The organism is Pseudonocardia sp. P1 (assembly GCF_000178675.2).
Lineage (GTDB): Bacteria > Actinomycetota > Actinomycetes > Mycobacteriales > Pseudonocardiaceae > Pseudonocardia.
The window spans coordinates 5,482,232-5,500,332 of sequence record NZ_ADUJ02000001.1 but is presented as its reverse complement, the minus strand read 5'-3'; the positions used below and the strand labels follow the sequence as shown (position 1 = coordinate 5,500,332).

Here is an 18,101-nt window from a genome sequence, read left to right as displayed (position 1 = left end):
CTGCTTACGGCGGACACCGTTTTCCTGCGGCCGCGCGGGCGGGAGAGGATGGACGCATGGACGACGAGGAGGTCCCCGCGACCCTGCGCAGGCTGTGGGGGCGTGCCGGCCGGCCGCGCCGCGGGCCAAAACCGGCGCTGAGCACCGACCGGATCGTGCGGACCGCCGCCGACCTGGCCGACGCCGAGGGACTCGGCGCCGTGTCGATGGCGCGGGTGGCGGACGTGCTGGGCTGCACCGCGATGGCGCTCTACCGGCACGTCGAGAGCAAGGACGAGCTGCTGGCCCTGCTGGCCGACCACATCGCCGAGCCGCTCACGATGCCCGAGCACGCCGGCGACTGGCGGTCCGGGCTGGAGGCGTGGACCCGCGCCCAGATCGACGCCGCGCTCGCCCGGCCGTGGTTCCTGGAGCTCCCGCTGGCCGCGGCCCGGATCGGTCCGAACCGGGTGCGCTGGATGGAGGAGGCGTTCGCGGTACTGGCCGAGGTGGACCTGCGGGGGGACGAGAAGCTCGCCGTCGTCGGGCTGCTCGCCCAGCACGTGCTCGCCGAGGCGCGGGTGCAGCTGGAGACGACGCTCGCCGCGGCGGACGACGTGCGACGCCGCCGCGGCCTGCCCGCGGACACCCCGCTGAGCGAGCTCGACCCGGCCGAGGTGACCGCGGCGAACCCGATGCACGACTTCGAGACCGTCCTGCACGATCTCGCCGCCCCGGGCGACTACCCGCACCTGAAGGCGGCCCTCGCCGACATGCCGGCGCCCGTCCTCACCGGTGCGCGCGACCCGGACGCGGAGATCGACCTCGGGCTCGGGCTCGTGCTCGACGGCGTCGAGGCGTACGTGCGGGCCCGCTCCGCCGGACCGCCCCCGCGGCCGCCCGGCGACGGGACTGTCGGGGGTCCGCGCCACCATGGGTCCCGTGACGACCGCATCGGAGACCGACCTGCCGGGTAGCGCCGACCTGCGCGAGCGCGCCGAGGCGGTGCTCGCCCAGCTCGCCGGCGACGGCGCCCGGCTGCGCGAGGACCAGTGGACCGCGATCGAGGCCCTGGTCGCGCAGCACCGCCGCGCGCTCGTCGTGCAGCGCACCGGCTGGGGCAAGTCGGCGGTCTACTTCGTGGCGACGGCGCTGCTCCGCGAGCAGGGCGCCGGCCCCACGGTGATCGTCTCCCCGCTGCTGGCGCTGATGCGCAACCAGATCGACGCGGCGATCCGCTCCGGGATCGTGGCGGTCACGGTCAACTCGGCCAACGCCGACGAGTGGGACGCGGTGTACGCCGACATCGAGAACGGCGACGTCGACGTGCTGCTCGTGTCGCCGGAGCGGCTCAACAACCCCGACTTCCGGGACCGGGTGCTGCCGAAGCTCGCCGCGAGCGCCGGGATGCTCGTGGTCGACGAGGCGCACTGCGTGTCCGACTGGGGGCACGACTTCCGGCCCGACTACCGCAGGCTGCGCACGCTGATCGCCGAGCTGCCGTCCGGCATCCCGGTGCTGGCGACGACCGCGACCGCGAACGACCGGGTCGTCACCGACGTCTCGGAGCAGCTCGGCATGGGCCGGGACCAGCAGGACACGCTGGTGCTGCGCGGCTCGCTGGACCGGGAGTCGCTGCGGCTGGCCGTGGTGCAGCTGCCGACCCCCGCCCGGCGACTGGCCTGGCTGGCCGCGAAGCTCGACGAGCTGCCCGGCGCCGGGATCGTCTACACCCTCACCGTGCAGGCCGCCGACGAGGTGGCCGAGTTCCTGCGCGAGCGCGGGTTCGCGGTGCGCTCCTACTCCGGGAAGACCGATCCGGAGCAGCGGCTCGCCGCCGAGTCGGACCTGCAGGAGAACCGGGTGAAGGCCCTGGTGGCGACGTCGGCGCTGGGCATGGGCTTCGACAAGCCCGACCTGGGCTTCGTCGTGCACCTCGGCGCCCCCGCCTCGCCGGTGGCCTACTACCAGCAGATCGGCCGTGCCGGGCGCGCGCTGGAGCGGGCCGAGGTGGTGCTGCTGCCCGGCCGCGAGGACCGCGACATCTGGGCCTACTTCGCCTCGCTCGCGTTCCCGCCGGAGCCGCTGGTCCGCCAGACCCTCGGCGTGCTGTCGGAGCACCCGCGGTCGACGGCGTCGATCGAGACCCAGGTGGATCTGTCCCGCACCCGGCTGGAGATGCTGCTCAAGGTGCTCGACGCCGACGGCGCGGCGAAGCGCGTCAAGGGCGGCTGGACCGCCACCGGGGAGGAGTGGGTCTACGACACCGAGCGGCACGCGCGGGTGAACGAGGCGCGGCGCGCCGAGCAGCAGGCGATGCTCGACTACATCGCCACCACCGAGTGCCGGCTGGTGTTCCTGCGCCGCCAGCTCGACGACCCGGACCCGACCCCGTGCGGCCGCTGCGACACCTGCACCGGCACCGTCTGGTCCGACGACGTCGCGGCCGACGGCGAGCAGGCCGCGCAGGAGCGACTGTCCCGGCCCGGGATCGAGCTCGCGCCGCGGAAGATGTGGCCGTCCGGGATGGCGGACCTGGACGTGCCGCTGTCCGGGCGGATCCCGCCCGGGGAGCAGGCGGCGACCGGCCGGGCGATCGGGCGGCTCTCCGACATCGGCTGGGGCACCCGGCTGCGCGAGCTGCTCTCCGGCGGCGACGACCCGGTGCCGTCGGACGTGCTCGACGCCGTCGTCCGGGTGCTCGCGGGGTGGGGCTGGGAGCGGCGCCCCGTCGGTGTGGTCGGGATCGGCTCGCGCACCCGCCCGCACCAGCTCGACCACCTCGCCCGCCGGATCGCCGAGATCGGGCGGCTGCCGCTGCTCGGCACGCTGCCGCCGGCCGGCGACCACCCGGAGGCGCGGGAGAACTCCGCCCAGCGGCTGGCCGCGGTGTGGGCGGGGCTGGACGCGGCGGCGCTGCCGGACCTCTCGGGCGCCGGGGGCCCGGTGCTGCTCGTCGACGACCTCGTCGACTCCGGCTGGACGATGACGGTCGCCGCGCGCGCCCTGCGGCAGGCCGGGGCACCGGAGGTGCTGCCCCTCACGCTGGCGGTCGCGGGCTGATCTTCCCGTCCCACTCCTCGACGGTTAGGTTTGCCTCACCTGACTCCGAGGAGTGTCCATGCGTGCTCATGTCCCCCGGTTCCCCGCCCTCGTCGCCGTGCTCGCGGCGATCTCGCTGCTCAGCGGGTGCGGCGGGGCTCCGGCAGCGCCGGAACCGACTCCCGCGGCGGAGGCCGGCGGCGCCTTCCCGGTGACGATCCCGCACGCGTTCGGCGGGACGACGGTCCCGGCGAAGCCGCAGCGGGTGGTGGCGCTGGGGCTGAACGACCTCGCCGTCGCGCAGACCGTCGGGGCTCCGGTCGTCGGCGCGACGCGGAACGTCGCCGACTCCGGTCCGGTGCTGCCCTACCTCGACCCGCTGCCGCCCGAGGTGCTGGCGATCGACCCGAACGCGCCGCTGTCCCCCGAGCAGATCGCGGCGTTCGCCCCGGACCTGATCCTGGCCGTGTCCGCGTTCCAGGTCACCGACCGCGCGACCTACGACCGGCTCAGCACGATCGCGCCGACCGTCGTCGCCGCCGAGGGGCTGTACTCGGCGTCGATGCAGGACGACGCCCGCCAGGTGGGCCGGGCGCTCGGCGAGGAGCAGAGGGTCGACGAGCTGATCGCGGCGGCGGACGCCCGGATCGCCGCCGTCGGCGACGAGCTGCCCGGCCTCGCCGGGCGGACGTACCTCTACGGCCAGGCCCGCGGCGAGATCCTGCCGATGGTCGTCGGCGAGCAGAACCAGTCGACCGCGTTCATGCGCTCGCTCGGCCTGGCGGTGCCGGAGTCGTTCGCGTCCGCACCCGCCTCGGACGCCCTCGCACCGGGCACCGTCGGCATCTCCTACGAGGAGGTGGGCCGGCTGTCCGAGGCCGACCTGCTGCTGATGACCTTCGCGGGCGAGGGTGACCGCGCCACGTTCGAGGGGGACGAGCTCGTCCAACGGGTCCGGGCGGTGCAGCAGGGCACCTACGTGCCGCTGACCCTGGACCAGGCGGTCGCGCTGCAGGCACCGAACGTCGTCTCCGCCGGCTGGCTGGTCGACCAGCTGCGCCCCGCCCTGGAGAAGGTCGCGGCGACCGGCTGACCGGCGACAATGACCCTACTCGCGGGTAAGGTCGGCCCCGTGAACCCACCCGACTTCGCGCTCAAGGCGATGAACGCCGGCCACCGGCTGCTGATCAGGCTGTCCGGTGGCCGGGTCGGCCACTCCGCGATGGGGATGCCCGTCGTCGAGCTGACCACGACCGGGCGCCGCTCCGGCGAGCCGCGGACGGTGCTGCTGACCGCCCCGCTGCACGGCGACGGGAGTTACGTCGTCGTCGCCTCCCGAGGTGGCGACGACCGGCACCCGGCCTGGTTCCACAACCTGCGTGCGGACCCGCAGGTGCAGGTCGCCGTCCAGGGTGGCCCGAGGGTCCCGATGCGGGCGCGGGTCGCCGAGCCCGCGGAGCGGGCGGAGCTGTGGCCGCGGATCGCCGACCGGTACCGGAACTACGCCGGCTACCAGCGCAGCACCGAGCGGGAGATCCCGCTGGTGCATCTCGAACCCGCCTGACGGACCCGAACGGCGCCGGGATCAGCCGGGGCCGATCCCCCAGGCGACGCGCAGCCGGGTCCCCGCACCGTCCACGATCTCGGCGTCTCCCGGTGGGCCCGCGCCGGGGGCCGGCACGAGCTCCGGGACGACGGCGTCGATCCGCAGGTCCGCCGCGTGCGGCCGGCCCGCACGGAGCCAGCCGTCGGCGAGGGCGACGAGCCGGTCGGCGGCGGCCTCCCCGCCGGGGCCGAACGACCGGACCGTCGCCCGCGGATCGGCGAGCAGCAGCGCGCACCCGTCCGCACTCGCGAGCCCGAGCGCCACCCGGGCCCCCGCCACACCGAACAGTGCGGACGCGAGCCCGTCACCGGGCGGGCCCAGCAGCCGGACGACCGCGGTGTCGGCGAGCGCGCACCACAGCCCGAGGCCGTCCCACAGGTCCGAGACCGTGCACCGGACGGGAGCCGGTCGGTCCTCCCCCGGCTCGTCCAGGACCCGTTCCAGCACCCGCGGGTCGGCGGCGCCGTCGCCGGAGCGGCAGGAGGGCTGGACCGTCCAGCCGCCGCCGGACAGCTCGGCGTCGGCGCCCGGGTCCGCGCCGGCGCCGCGCAGCCGCACGAACGCGCAGCTCCGCACCGAGGTGGAGACCAGCCGGCCGGGCCCGGTGTGCGCGAACGCGACCGACAGCTGGCTGCCGCGCACCGTCAGCGGGAGCAGCAGACGGCCCTCCGGGGCCAGCTGCGCGACCCACTCCGGGCGGACACCGGTGGAGCCGACCGTCAGCTCGATCCGGTCGTAGGGCGCCGACGGCGGGTAGCCGCCCGCCCCGTCGGCGGTGACGGCCTCCACCCGGTCGAGTCCGGCCGCGGCGAGGTGGGCGCGGGTGTCTGCGACGAGGTCGTCGTCGATGTCGACCGTGGTGACCGCCCCACCGGGGCCGACGACGTGCGCGAGCAGGCCCGCGTTCCACCCCGCGCCGGCGCCGATCTCGAGCACACGGTGCCCCGGGGCGACGTCGAGCTGCTCGAGCATGATCGCCACCATGGACGGCTGCGAGACCGAGCTGACCGTGACCCCGCCGTCGCTCTTGATCGGCACGGCCTCGTCGGCGTACGCGGCGTCCGGGGCGAGCCCGGGCAGGAACAGGTGCCGGGGGACGGACTCCATGGCCGCACGGATCCGCGGGCTGCGCAGCCTGCCGTCACGGACAAGGTCGGCGACCAGCCCGGCCCGGGCGTCCTCCGGCGTCGGCATGGGGGGCATTCTGCCTCGTGAGTGGTTATCGCGGCCGGGACCGACAAAACCACTCACGGGTCACATCGTGACCAGGTCGTCGGCGTGCACGAGCTCCCGGCGCTGCTCGGGGGGCAGCTCACGGGTGCGGCGCCCGATCATCGAGGGCAGCTCCGTCGCGTCGTAGGACACGACGCCGCGGGCGATCGCCCGGCCGTGCGGGGCCAGCAGCTCGACGACGTCGCCCGCCACGAAGTCCCCGGAGACCCCGTGCACCCCGGCGGCGAGCAGTGACCGGCGCCGGGCGCGGACCGCCTCGACGGCACCGTCGTCGAGGTCCAGCGCGCCGCGGACGTCGGCCGCGTGCCGCAGCCAGAACCGGCGGGCGCTCATCCGGGTGCCCGCCGCCCGGAAGGCGGTCCCGACCTTGGGGCCGTCCGGGCCGGCGGCGAGTGCGGGAGCCGCCTCGTCGGCCGAGGTCAGCAGCACCGGGATCCCGGCCGCCGACGCCATCGCCGCGGCCGTCACCTTCGTCGCCATCCCGCCGGTACCCAGGCCGGACCCGGGACGGGTGACGCTGATCCCGGCGAGCTCGGACGGGGTCTCCACCTCGCCGACCAGCGCCGCACCCGGGTCGCGGGGATCCCCGTCGTAGAGGCCGTCGACGTCGGAGAGCAGCACGAGCGCGTCCGCGCCGACGATGTGGGCCACCAGCGCGGCGAGCCGGTCGTTGTCGCCGACCCGGATCTCGGCGGTGGCGACGGTGTCGTTCTCGTTGACCACCGGGAGCGAGCCGAGCTGCAGCAGCCGCTCCAGCGTCCGCTGGGCGTTGCGGTAGTTCGAGCGGCGGATCATGTCGTCGGCGGTGAGCAGCACCTGCCCGATGCCCTGTCCGTACCGGGCGAACGACGCCGAGTACGCGTGCGCCAGCAGCAGCTGCCCGACCGACGCCGCGGCCTGCTGGGTGGCGAGGTCACGCGGACGCCTGCGCAGCTGCAGCGGCGCCAGCCCCGCGGCGATCGCACCGGACGACACGAGCACCACCTGGCTGCCGGTGTCGCGGCGGGCCATCAGTGCGTCGACGAGCGCGTCGAGCCGCGCCGGGTCGAGACCGCCGGTGAGGCTGGTCAGCGACGACGACCCGACCTTGACGACGACCCGGCGGGCGGCCCCGAGCGCCGCGCGGGTGGTCACTCCTCGATCTCGCGGTCGGAGGCGTAGTGCGCCCCCGCCGCGAGCTCGGCGTCGGACAGGTGTGCCCGCCGCGCCGCCCGGGCCTGCTTGCGCTCGGCCGAGCCGACCCGGTCGTGGCTCTCCAGCCGGATGTCGGTGCCGCGGCCGGTGAGCAGCGCCGCCACCCCGGCCGGGGTGGACGGCTCCCAGTCGAACGTGACGTCGCCGACGGTGACCGGGCAGCCGGGCACGGCACCGGCCTTGGCCAGCCCCTCCTCGACGCCGAGCCGGGCGAGCCGGTCCGCGAGGTAGCCGACGGCCTCGTCGTTGTCGAAGTTGGTCTGCCGGATCCAGCGCTCGGGCCGCTCGCCGCGCACGACGAACCCACCCTCGATCTCGGTGTCCGGCTCGATGGTGAACCCGGAGTCGTCGACCGCCTTCGGGCGGAGCACGATCCGGGTCGGCTCGACCTCCGGACGGGCGGCCCGGGCCGCCGCGACCCGCTCGGCCATCGCGAAGGTCAGCTCCCGCAGCCCGGCCCGGGACGCGGTGGAGATCGCGAACACCGGCCAGCCGAACCGCTCGGTCAGGTCCTCGCGGACCATGTCGACGAGATCCGCAGCGTCCGGGACGTCGATCTTGTTGAGTGCGATCAGCCGCGGCCGCTCGTCGATCCGCTCCCCGAGGGCGCTGGTGCCCAGCTGGTCGGCGTAGTGCGCCAGCTCGGTCTCCAGGGCCTCGATGTCGGACACCGGGTCGCGCTCGGTCTCGAAGGTCGCGCAGTCGACGACGTGCACCAGCACCGAGCAGCGCTCGACGTGCCGCAGGAACTCCAGGCCCAGCCCGCGGCCGTCGGCGGCGCCCGGGATGAGCCCCGGGACGTCGGCGACGGTGAAGGTCTCGTCGCCGGCGCTGACCACACCGAGCTGCGGGACGAGCGTGGTGAAGGGATAGTCGGCGATCTTCGGCCGGGCCGCGGACAGCGACGCGACCAGCGAGGACTTGCCCGCGCTGGGGAAGCCGACCAGGCCGACGTCGGCCAGCGAGCGCAGCTCCAGGGTGAAGTGGACGTCGTCGCCGGGCTCGCCGAGCAGCGCGAAGCCGGGCGCCTTGCGCGCGGCGCTCGCGAGCGCCGCGTTGCCGAGCCCGCCGCGGCCGCCACGGGCGGCCACGAACCGGGTGCCGGGGCCGACGAGATCGGCCACGACCTCGCCGTCCTCGTCGAGCACGACGGTGCCGTCCGGGACGCGCAGCTCGGTGTCCGGGGAGTTGGCGCCGTTCTTGAACGCGCCCTGCCCCTGCGTTCCGCTGCGCGCCGCGGCGTGCGGGCGGTGGTGGTAGTCGAGCAGCGTGTGCACGCCCGGGTCGACGACCAGGACGATCGACCCGCCCCGGCCGCCGTTGCCGCCGTCGGGGCCGCCGAGCGGCTTGAACTTCTCGCGGTGCACCGAGGCGCAGCCGTTGCCCCCGGCACCCGCGGTCGCGTGCAGCACGACGCGGTCCACGAACCGGGACATGATGGTGCTCCTCTGTGACGACGGTGGTGACACGACGAACGGCGGGCCCCCCGCTACCGGGGTGACCCGCCGTCGGCGTCGCTGTGCTGGCGGGTCGCTCAGACCTCGGCCGGCACGATGTTGACGGTCTTGCGGCCGCGCTTGGAACCGAACTCGACGGTACCGGCGGCGAGGGCGAACAGCGTGTCGTCCTTGCCGCGCCCGACGTTGACACCCGGGTGGGTGGCGGTGCCGCGCTGACGGATGAGGATCTCGCCGGCCTTGACGACCTGGCCGCCGAACCGCTTCACGCCCAGGTACTGGGCGTTGGAGTCGCGACCGTTGCGGGAGCTGGATGCACCCTTCTTGTGTGCCATGACGCAGGCTCCTTACTTGCCGATCGCGGTGACCTGGACCTTCGTCAGGGGCTGGCGGTGGCCCTGACGCTTGTGGTACCCGGTCTTGTTCTTGAACTTGTGGATCCGGATCTTCGGACCCTTCGTGTGCTCGACGACGGTGGCGGACACCGCGGAGGTGAGGCCGCTGGCATCGGTGGTCACCTGGTCGCCGTCGACGAGCAGCACGGCGGGAAGGCTGATCTCGGCGCCGGGCTCACCGTCGATCTTCTCGACGGTGACCACGTCGTCGACGGCCACCTTGTACTGCTTGCCGCCGGTCTTGACGATCGCGTACATCGCTGACGCACGACTCCTGAAAATCGGGGGCGCTACTGGAGCGCGCACGGGTCTCTCACAGCTCGCGCCGATCCCGGCGCGCACGCCACGTCCCCCGTTTGCTGAGCACAGAGGCGTGGCTTCTGTCGGTCAAGGGTACGCGACCCCGCTGACGGGGTCGCACTCACCCCCCGTCCTGGGGCGGGCCCGCGGGGCGGGACGCCGTACGACGACGGCGGCGGGGCCGGGAGACGGCCTCGGCCGCCTCCGGGTGGTCCGGGGTGGCGGGGGCGTCGCCGGTGGCGGCCTCCCCCGTCCCCGTCTCCCCCGCGCCGGACTCACCGGACGGGGACGAGGTGGTGATGACGACCGGCTCACCGGCCGCGACCGGGGCCCCGGCCGAGCGGCTGACCTTGCGACGGCGCGGAGCGGGTGCCTCCGGCACCGCCTCCTCGACGGGCTCGGCGGGCTCGGTCTTGCGCGCCCGCCCGGCGGGCTCGGCGCCGGCGGACGGGACGGCGGAGCCGGTCAGCTCGCCGACCGGCTCGGCGACGGCCGGACCGGCGTCCGGGTCGACGGGCGGGGCGGGCGCGGCGTCGGTGACCGTGGTGTCCGCCGGGGCGGGCCCGGTGCCGGCCGGCGCGTCCTCGGCAGGCGCGGACCCGGTCGGCGTGGACCGTGCCGGCTCGGTGCCGGACTCCGGGGTGTCGGGGACCGTGGTGCCGGCCGACGCACCCTCGCCGCCCTGTGCGGCCGCGGCGACCGCGGCCACGCCGGCCACGGCGGTGGTGGTGTCCACGGAGCGCTCGGCCGAGCCGTTGCCGTTCCGGTCGGAACCGTGGTCGGAACCGTTGCGGTCCGAGCCGTTGCGGTCCGAGCCGTTGCCGTCCGAGCCCTGGTCGGAGCCGTTCGACTGGCCGGACGGGGCCCCGTTGCCGGAGTCCCCGCCACCGCGACGACGCCGCCGACGGCCACCGCCGTCACCGTTGCCGCCGCCGTTGTTGCCGTTGTTGTTGCCGTTGTCGTTGCCGCCCCGGCCGTTGCCGTTGCCGTTCCCGTTGTGCTGGTGCTGGTGCTGCTCCGCCGGATCGGTGGAGATCACCACGCCACGGCCACGGCAGTGCTCGCACGGCGTCGAGAAGTGCTCCAGCAGCCCCCCGCCGACCCGCTTGCGGGTCATCTGCACCAGGCCGAGCGAGGTCACCTCGGCCACCTGGTGCCGGGTGCGGTCGCGGGCCAGGCACTCGGTGAGGCGGCGCAGCACGAGGTCGCGGTTCGCCTCCAGCACCATGTCGATGAAGTCGACGACGATGATCCCGCCGATGTCGCGGAGCCGGAGCTGGCGGACGACCTCCTCGGCCGCCTCCAGGTTGTTCCGGGTGACGGTCTCCTCGAGGTTGCCGCCGGAGCCGGTGAACTTGCCGGTGTTGACGTCGACGACGGTCATCGCCTCGGTCCGGTCGATCACCAGCGTGCCGCCCGACGGCAGCCAGACCTTCCGGTCCAGCGCCTTGAGCAGCTGCTCGTCGATCCGGTACTCGGTGAAGACGTCGGACGGGCCGGTGTGCCGGTGCATCCGCTCGGTCAGCTCGGAGGCCACGTGCTCGACGTAGCCCGAGACGGTGTCCCAGGCGTCCGCCCCGGACACGATCAGCTTCGAGAAGTCCTCGTTGAACTGGTCCCGGACGACCTTGACCAGCATGTCCGGCTCCTCGTAGAGGAGCGTCGGGGCCTTCGGTGCGCCGGGGCCGGTCTTCTCGGACTTCTCCTTGACGACCTCCCACTGCGCCTGCAGCCGGCGGACGTCACGCTCCAGGGCGTCGTGCGAGACGCCCTCGGACGCCGTCCGGATGATCACCCCGGCCTCGGACGGGACGATCTCCTTGAGCATCTCCTTGAGCCGCTTGCGCTCGGTGTCGGGCAGCTTGCGGGAGATGCCCGCGGCACCGCCGGAGGGCACGTAGACCAGGAACCGGCCGGCCAGCGAGATCTGGGTGGTCAGCCGGGCGCCCTTGTGCCCGACCGGGTCCTTGGTGACCTGCACCAGCACCTGGTCGCCGGACGACAGCGCCTGCTCGATCTTGCGGGCCTTGCCGTTGAGACCGGCGGCGTCCCAGTTGACCTCACCGGCGTAGAGCACGGCGTTGCGGCCGCGCCCGATGTCGACGAAGGCCGCCTCCATCGACGGCAGCACGTTCTGCACCCGGCCGAGGTAGATGTTGCCCACCATGGAGGAGCCGGAACCGCCACCGGTGATGAAGTGCTCGACGAGGACCGAGTCCTCCAGCACGCCGATCTCGGTGCGGTCGGCCAGCTGGCGGATCACCATCTGCCGGTCGACGGACTCCCGGCGGGCCAGGAACTCGGACTCGGACAGGATCGGCGGGCGGCGACGGCCGGCGTCCCGGCCGTCGCGGCGGCGCTGGCGCTTCGCCTCGAGCCGGGTCGAGCCACGCACGCCCTGCACCTGGTCGTCGGAGGACGACGAGCCGGAGTCGGAGCGGGCCTCACGGACCTTGGTGACGGTGTTCGGCGGGTCGTCCTCGGAGCGGTCCTCGACGTCGGACCCGCCCTTGCGACGGCGGCGGCGCCGGCGGCGGGAGCCGCCCGACGACTGCTCGTCCCCGTCGCCGTCACCGGAGTCCGCCGACCCGGCCGGGGTCTCCTCACCGGAGCCCTCGGCGGACCCGTCGTCGGAGTCGGAGTCGGAGTCGTCGGCGTCCTGGTCGTTCTCGCCCTGCTCGTCGCCGCCCTTGCCCCGGCCACGGCCACGACGACCACGACGGCGGCGCCGGCGGGCGTCGCCGTCGGCGTCGTCCTCCGACCGGTCGGCGTCGGTATCGGCGGAGTCCGTCCCACCGGAGTCGGCTTCGGAGTCGGCGGGGTCCTCGGCGGTGGTGTCGCCCGCCAGGGTGGTGGTCTGCTCGTCCTCGGCCACGGCCTCGGCGTCGCGCTGCTTCTTCCGGCCCTTGCGGCCCTTCCTGCCACCGCCGGTGCCCTCGCCGTCCTCCGTGCCGGCCGGCGCGGAGGCGGGCGGCGCCGCGGGGGCGGCCGGCGCGGTCGGGGCCTGGAACATCGGGGCGGCGAAGGCGGGCGCGAAGGCGGCCGGCTCCGCGGGTGCGGAGGCCCGGGTCGCGGCCGGCCCGGAGTCGGCCGGTCCGAACGGGTTGTGTGCGGCCGCCCGCGGGCCGGTCCGCCGCCCGGTCCGCTCGGGCGCCGGGGCGTCCTGCCCGAGGTCCGCGGCGGCCGGCTCGACCGGCTCGGCGACGGAAGGCTCGGCGGCGGACGACTCAGCCAGGGACGGCTCGGTGGGGGACGGCTCGGCGGCCGACGGCTCGGTGTCACCCTCCCCGGCCACCGGGGCCAGTGCCGCGAGGACCTGCTCGGCCGTCGCGCGGGTGATGTTGGACTGGACGCTGCGGACCTCGTGGCCGAGCGTCGTCAGCGCTCCGAGGACGTCCTTGCTGGCCCGGCCGAGCAGCTTGGCCAGTGCGTGCACCCGCATCTTCTCCGGCAGGTCCGGGGTCGGGACGGGCTCACCGGAGGGCCCGCCGGTACCACCGGCGGGCGCGTCGTTCACGGACATTCAGCTCCTTCGCCCCCGGGCGCCTCGTTCGGGAGGCGGCCGCGCAGGGACCTTGCGCGTACTCGTTCCGCAGCTCGCGCGGGTTGCGCGGTGCGGCACATCTGGTGTCGCTGTCCCGGATCTCCGGGGGTCCTGCCTCGACGGCGCCGCCGGCGGCGTGAGTGCCGTCCGGATCAGGATCCGACCGGTCGGCCCCGGGTCGCCGGTACCGCACCGAGCGGGTCCACCAGGTCGCCCCCGTCGTCGAGCAGACCCTGCGCCAATCGGGTGGCCGTCACCGGTACCGGTGGCGCCAGGTCTGCGACAACACCGAGCGCACCCAGTACGTCGTCGGGTCGAACGGTCGGTGTCGTCTGCCGAACGACCGCCGTCAGTATCGCACAGCCGGTAGCCGGACCCGGGGAACCCGCCGCCGGGTCCGGGACGTCGTCACTCACCTGGGGATCGACCGACAGCGAGACCAGTGCGGCACGCACGTCGATCTCCTTGCGGCCCGACGGAGTGACACGGATCACCACCACCGACTCCCGCTCCAGGAGCGTCGCGACGGCCGCCTCGACGTCGGCGTGCGGTACACCCCGCACCTCCAGGCGCCACCGGCCGGCGTCGATCCGCTCGGCGAGCGCCGGCGGCTCGGCGACGACGGCCTCCAGGACGTCGAGACCGTCCGGGAGCGCGCGGTCCATCGCCTCGCACACCACCGCCGGATCGAGCTCGCGGGTGAGGCCTATCTCGACGTACTCGGCCTCGCTGGCCGCGCCGGTCGGCGCGGCACCGACCCAGGACAGCCGCGGGTGCGGGCTGAACCCGTGCGAGTGCGACACCGGGACGCCGGCCCGGCGCACCGCACGCTCGAAGCTCCGGGCCACGTCACGGTGGGACAGGAAGCGCAGCCGGCCGCGCTTGGCGAAGCGCAGCCGCACCCGCTGCACCGTCGGTGGTGCCGGGTTCGCCGCCGCTCCCGCCTTCACACGTGCCATGCCCCGGAGTCTAGGAGGGGCGCGCACACGGTCCGGCACACGCCTCGCGCGGAACCTCGCCCGCAGCAACAGTCCGCATCAGCAGCCCGCATCAGCACCGACGCTGCCGCCGAGAGCGAGGAGACCTCCATGACCGCCACCCCGGACCTGTCCGCGATCGGCGCGAAGCACCGCTCCGTGTGGAGCTCGGGCGACTACGGCACGGTCGCCGCCGACCTCATCCCCGGGCTCGGGACCGTCCTGGTCGAGGCCACCGGCGTCGGCCCCGGCGAGCAGGTGCTCGACATCGCCGCGGGCACCGGCAACGCCGCCATCCCGGCCGCGCTGGCCGGTGCCGAGGTGGTCGCGTCCGACCTCACCCCCGAGCTGCTGGCCGAGGGCGCGCGGATCGCCGACGCCCGCGGGATCGGGCTGGAGTGGGTCGAGGCCGACGCGCACGCCCTCCCCTTCGAGGACGCGATGTTCGACGTCGTGCTCTCCTGCGTGGGCGTGATGTTCGCCCCGTTCCACGAGCGGGCCGCCGCCGAGCTGCTGCGGGTCTGCCGGCCCGGCGGGCGGATCGGCCTGCTGAACTGGACCCCGACCGGATTCATCGGCGGGATGTTCACGACCCTGCGGCCGTTCGTACCGGCCCCGCCGCCCGGTGCCACGCCCGGCCCGCGCTGGGGCGACGAGGCGCACGTGCGCGGCCTGCTCGGCGACGGCGTCCGGGACGTGCAGGCCTCGACCGGCATCGCGCGGCTGGCGGTGACCGACTCACCCGAGGAGTTCCGGGCCTGGTGGAAGCGCAACTACGGGCCCGTCATCGCCGCCTACGCCGGGCTCGCCGGTGACGCCGACCGGACCGCGGAGCTCGACGCGGCGTTCCTCGACCATCTGGAGCGCACCCGGACCGGCGACCACTGGGACGCCGAGTACCTGGTGGTCACGGCCGTGCGGACCTGAGCCCCGGCGGCCGAACGGCGGGCGCCGTACGAGGTGCTCGTGCTGCCATCCTGGACGTCCTCCACCGGCGTGTCCCAGGAGCGCGACGATGACCGTCGTCCGGCTGCTCGGCCCGCCCCGGGCCTCGGGTGTGCCGGCCGTCCGGGGCCGCAAGCCCTGGGCGCTGCTCGCCCTGCTGCTGTGCTCGACCGGCCCGGTGCCGCGGTGCCGGGCGGTCGAGCTGCTCTTCCCGGACACCGACGATCCCGCGGCGGCGCTGCGCTGGACGCTCAGCCGGGCCCGGCGGGCCACCGGCGGCGCGGTACGGATCGGCGGCGACCCGCTGCGGGCCGAGCCCGCCGACGGCGTCGCGGTGGACGTGCTGGACGTCCTCGCCGGTCGCCCGCCGGACCGGTGGCCGGTGGTGGAGGCGACGCTGCCGCTGCTGGAGGGCGCCGAACCCGACGTCCCGGAGTACGCGGCCTGGCTGCACGGCAGGCGGCTCGAGCTGGCCCGCTCCGGGCTGCGGATGCAGCAGGCCCGCCGGGACCTGCCGTGCGCACCCGCCGGACTTGGGGCGGTCCGGGAGCTGGTCCGGGTCGCCGAGGAGGTGCTGGCCGACGCGCTCACCCTCGCCGATGCCCTCGACGACGCCCGCCGGGTCCCGCTCACCACCCGCGGCGTGGCCGCGGCCCGGGCCCGGCTCGGCGACCCGGGGGGCGCGGCGGAGACGCTGCGCCGGGCCTGCGCGACGCTGGTCGCCGACACCGACGTGTGCTGCCCGATCGAGCTGCACCCGCGCGACGCCCGCTGCGCGGTCATTGCGGACCACGCCCCGGGGACGACGGCCGGGAGCCACCCACCGGCCGCCCGCTACGGCTCCAGCACGAGCAGCGCGTCACCGGCGGGCAGGAACCCGGCCCGCCGGTAGAAGGCGGCGCTGCCCGCGGTGGGGGCGAGCATCAGCCGCCGGTACCCGCGGGCCCTGGCGTGCGCGACGACCGCCGACAGCAGCACCCTCGGCACCCCGGCCTCGGCGAAGGCCGCCAGTACGAACGCGTTCCCGACCTGCCCGGTGCGGGCGCCGCGCCCGCCGGGACGGGGCATCTGCACCGTCTCCAGCGCGTTGATCGAGCCGACCGGCGTCCAGCCGGCGCGGTCGCTGCCGGCCTCGGCGATCCAGAACGCCCGGCGTGGCTGCTCCACCCGCCACCAGGCGGCGAACGCCTCGTCGAACGACGGGTCGCCGACCGCGCGGCCCGCCCGCTCCTCCATCCACTGGCGGCGCAGCCGGGCCAGCGCGGCGACGTCGCGCTCGTCGGCGACGCGCACCCGCAGCCGACGGCCGCCGTGCTCCCAGGACCCGCCGGTGGCGTCGTCGACGGCGGGATCGGGGATCGAGGACAGTCCGTTCTCAGCCACCCGACCCCGGCTCCTGCCCCGTCGCGTCCGCCGGTCGCGCCGGGAGCGACCCGGCACCGGACGCCGTCGGGTTGACCACCGTGAGCGGCAGCAGCGTGGTGCCACTGGGGCCGACCTCGATGTCGGTGCCGGTGGAGGGGCAGACGCCGCAGTCGAAGCACGGGGTCCAGCGGCAGTCGTCCTGCTCGCGCCCGGACAGCGCCTCCTGCCAGTCCTCCCACAGCCAGTCCTTCTCCAGACCGGAGTCGAGGTGGTCCCACGGGAGGATCTCGTCCTCGTACCGCTCGCGGGTGGTGAACCAGTCCAGGTCGACGCCCATCGGCTCCAGCACCGCGGCGGCGGAGTCGACCCAGCGGGCGTAGGAGAAGTGCTCGGACCAGCCGTCGAACCGGCCGCCGTCGCGCCAGACCCGCTCGATCACGGCGCCGACCCGGCGGTCGCCGCGGGCGAGCAGTCCCTCGATCAGCGAGGGCTCGCCGTCGTGGTAGCGCATGCCGATGTTGCGGCCGATCTTGCGGTCGGCGTTCACGGCCTCGCGCAGCTTGCGCAGCCGGGAGTCGACGACCTCCGGGTGGCACTGCGAGGCCCACTGGAACGGGGTGTGCGGCTTCGGCACGAACCCGCCGATCGAGATGGTGCAGCGGACGTCGTTGCGGCCGGACGCCTTCCGGCCCGCCTGGATCACCCGGTAGGCCATCCCGGCGATCTCCAGGACGTCCTCGTCGGTCTCGGTCGGGAGGCCGCACATGAAGTACAGCTTCACCTGCCGCCAGCCCTGCGAGAACGCCTCCGCGCAGGTCCGGATGAGGTCGTCCTCGGACACCATCTTGTTGATCACGCGGCGGATCCGCTCGGAACCGCCCTCCGGGGCGAACGTCAGCCCGGAGCGGCGCCCGTTGCGGGAGATCTCGTTGGCGAGGTCGATGTTGAACGCGTCGACCCGGGTGCTCGGCAGCGACAGCGAGGTGTTGGTGCCCTCGTAGCGGTCGGCGAGCCCCTTGGTGACCTCGGCGATCTCGGAGTGGTCGGCGCTCGACAGCGACAGCAGGCCGACCTCGTCGAACCCGGACGACCGGACGGCGGCGTCGACCATCTCGCCGATGCCCTGCAGCGACCGCTCCCGCACCGGACGGGTGATCATCCCGGCCTGGCAGAACCGGCAGCCGCGGGTGCAGCCGCGGAAGATCTCCACCGACGCCCGCTCGTGCACCGTCTCGGCCAGCGGGACCAGCGGCTTCTTCGGGTAGGGCCACTCGTCCAGCTCGACCGTCGTCCGCTTCTGGACGGTCGTGGGGACCCGGTCCTCGGCGGGCGCGACGGCGGTGATCGCGCCGTCGTCGCCGTAGGTCACGTCGTAGAGCGAGGGGACGTAGCAGCCGGGGGTGCCGGCGAGCCGGACCAGCAGCTCGTGCCGGCCGCCGGGGCGGCCCTCGTCCTTCCAGCCCTTCACGACGTCGGTGATGTCGCCGACGACCTCCTCGCCGTCACCGAGGGCGGCGACGTCGACGAAGTCGGCGACCGGCTCCGGGTTGAACGCCGCGTGCCCGCCCGCGACGACGACCGGGTGGCTCTCGTCGCGGTCCGTCGCGTGCAGCGGGACGCCGGCGAGGTCGAGGGTGGTGAGCAGGTTCGTGTAGCCGAGCTCGGTGGAGAACGACACGCCGAGCACGTCGAAGGCGCCGACCGGGTGGTGGGCGTCGACGGTGAAGGCCGGGACGCCCGCGGAGCGCATCAGCTCCTCGAGGTCGGGCCAGACCGAGTAGCAGCGTTCGGCGAGGGCGTCCGTGCGCTCGTTGAGGACCTCGTAGAGGATCTGCACGCCCTGGTTGGGCAGCCCGACCTCGTAGGCGTCGGGGTACAGCAGGGCCCAGCGGACGGTCGCGGACTCCCACGGCTTGATCTGCGAGTTCCCCTCACCGCCGACGTACTGCACCGGCTTGGAGACCCGGGGCAGGATCGACTCCAGGACAGGGAAGACGGAGGTGGGTGCCACGCTGCACCAGGGTAGCCCCGTCCGGCGCGGGCGGACCGGCGGGTCGGCGGCCG

Annotated in this window: 15 protein-coding genes; 6 read left to right on the top strand and 9 right to left on the bottom strand. The window is 74.9% G+C overall.

Annotated elements, in window-relative coordinates; genetic code table 11:
- Positions 1-56: 56 nt before the first annotated feature.
- From PP1_RS25515 to PP1_RS25500, 4 genes are all read left to right on the top strand, one after another.
- The gene (locus PP1_RS25515) at positions 57-956 is read left to right on the top strand and encodes a TetR/AcrR family transcriptional regulator (protein ID WP_010240136.1); all 900 of its coding nucleotides are present in this window, start codon (positions 57-59) and stop codon (positions 954-956) included.
- On the top strand, positions 922-3,042 hold the full coding sequence (locus tag PP1_RS25510; protein ID WP_010240133.1) for a RecQ family ATP-dependent DNA helicase: 2,121 nt from the start codon (positions 922-924) through the stop codon (positions 3,040-3,042). Before PP1_RS25515 ends, PP1_RS25510 begins: the two co-directional genes overlap by 35 nt.
- A 58-nt stretch (positions 3,043-3,100) precedes the next feature.
- On the top strand, positions 3,101-4,114 hold the full coding sequence (locus PP1_RS25505) for an ABC transporter substrate-binding protein (RefSeq protein ID WP_033200390.1): 1,014 nt from the start codon (positions 3,101-3,103) through the stop codon (positions 4,112-4,114).
- 69 nt (positions 4,115-4,183) lie between these two features.
- A complete protein-coding gene (locus PP1_RS25500; protein ID WP_033200394.1) occupies positions 4,184-4,585 on the top strand; it encodes a nitroreductase/quinone reductase family protein in 402 nt (133 codons plus the stop codon).
- Between the two features lie 21 nt (positions 4,586-4,606).
- Here PP1_RS25500 and PP1_RS25495 read toward each other — a convergent pair whose 3' ends face one another.
- From PP1_RS25495 to PP1_RS25465, 7 genes are all read right to left on the bottom strand, one after another.
- Complete coding sequence (locus PP1_RS25495) at positions 4,607-5,821, bottom strand: methyltransferase domain-containing protein (protein WP_249266026.1); 1,215 nt, start codon at positions 5,819-5,821, stop codon at positions 4,607-4,609.
- Positions 5,822-5,881: 60 nt separating this feature from the next.
- Positions 5,882-6,994, bottom strand: a complete 1,113-nt coding sequence (gene proB / locus PP1_RS25490) for a glutamate 5-kinase (protein ID WP_010240124.1) — start codon at positions 6,992-6,994, stop codon at positions 5,882-5,884.
- Positions 6,991-8,490 carry a GTPase ObgE gene (gene obgE, locus PP1_RS25485; RefSeq protein WP_060575234.1) on the bottom strand — a complete coding sequence of 500 codons (1,500 nt, stop codon included), beginning with the start codon at positions 8,488-8,490 and terminating at the stop codon, positions 6,991-6,993. Before obgE ends, proB begins: the two co-directional genes overlap by 4 nt.
- A gap of 98 nt (positions 8,491-8,588) precedes the next feature.
- The gene (gene rpmA / locus PP1_RS25480; protein ID WP_010235598.1) at positions 8,589-8,846 is read right to left on the bottom strand and encodes a 50S ribosomal protein L27; all 258 of its coding nucleotides are present in this window, start codon (positions 8,844-8,846) and stop codon (positions 8,589-8,591) included.
- A gap of 12 nt (positions 8,847-8,858) precedes the next feature.
- Complete coding sequence (rplU, locus tag PP1_RS25475; RefSeq protein WP_010235601.1) at positions 8,859-9,164, bottom strand: 50S ribosomal protein L21; 306 nt, start codon at positions 9,162-9,164, stop codon at positions 8,859-8,861.
- A 163-nt stretch (positions 9,165-9,327) separates the two neighbouring features.
- Complete coding sequence (locus PP1_RS25470; RefSeq protein ID WP_075314546.1) at positions 9,328-12,729, bottom strand: translation initiation factor IF-2 N-terminal domain-containing protein; 3,402 nt, start codon at positions 12,727-12,729, stop codon at positions 9,328-9,330.
- Between the two features lie 173 nt (positions 12,730-12,902).
- Complete coding sequence (locus tag PP1_RS25465) at positions 12,903-13,709, bottom strand: TIGR03936 family radical SAM-associated protein (protein ID WP_170918911.1); 807 nt, start codon at positions 13,707-13,709, stop codon at positions 12,903-12,905.
- Between the two features lie 129 nt (positions 13,710-13,838).
- Here PP1_RS25465 and PP1_RS25460 point away from each other — a divergent pair, with 129 nt between their 5' ends.
- Complete coding sequence (locus PP1_RS25460; RefSeq protein WP_010235705.1) at positions 13,839-14,654, top strand: class I SAM-dependent methyltransferase; 816 nt, start codon at positions 13,839-13,841, stop codon at positions 14,652-14,654.
- Between the two features lie 88 nt (positions 14,655-14,742).
- Complete coding sequence (locus PP1_RS25455) at positions 14,743-15,564, top strand: AfsR/SARP family transcriptional regulator (protein ID WP_075314548.1); 822 nt, start codon at positions 14,743-14,745, stop codon at positions 15,562-15,564.
- Here the strand turns inward: PP1_RS25455 and PP1_RS25450 are convergent.
- On the bottom strand, positions 15,507-16,055 hold the full coding sequence (locus tag PP1_RS25450) for a GNAT family N-acetyltransferase (RefSeq protein WP_010231684.1): 549 nt from the start codon (positions 16,053-16,055) through the stop codon (positions 15,507-15,509). The genes PP1_RS25455 and PP1_RS25450 overlap by 58 nt on opposite strands.
- Complete coding sequence (locus PP1_RS25445) at positions 16,048-18,048, bottom strand: TIGR03960 family B12-binding radical SAM protein (RefSeq protein ID WP_010231681.1); 2,001 nt, start codon at positions 18,046-18,048, stop codon at positions 16,048-16,050. Before PP1_RS25445 ends, PP1_RS25450 begins: the two co-directional genes overlap by 8 nt.
- Positions 18,049-18,101: the final 53 nt, after the last annotated feature.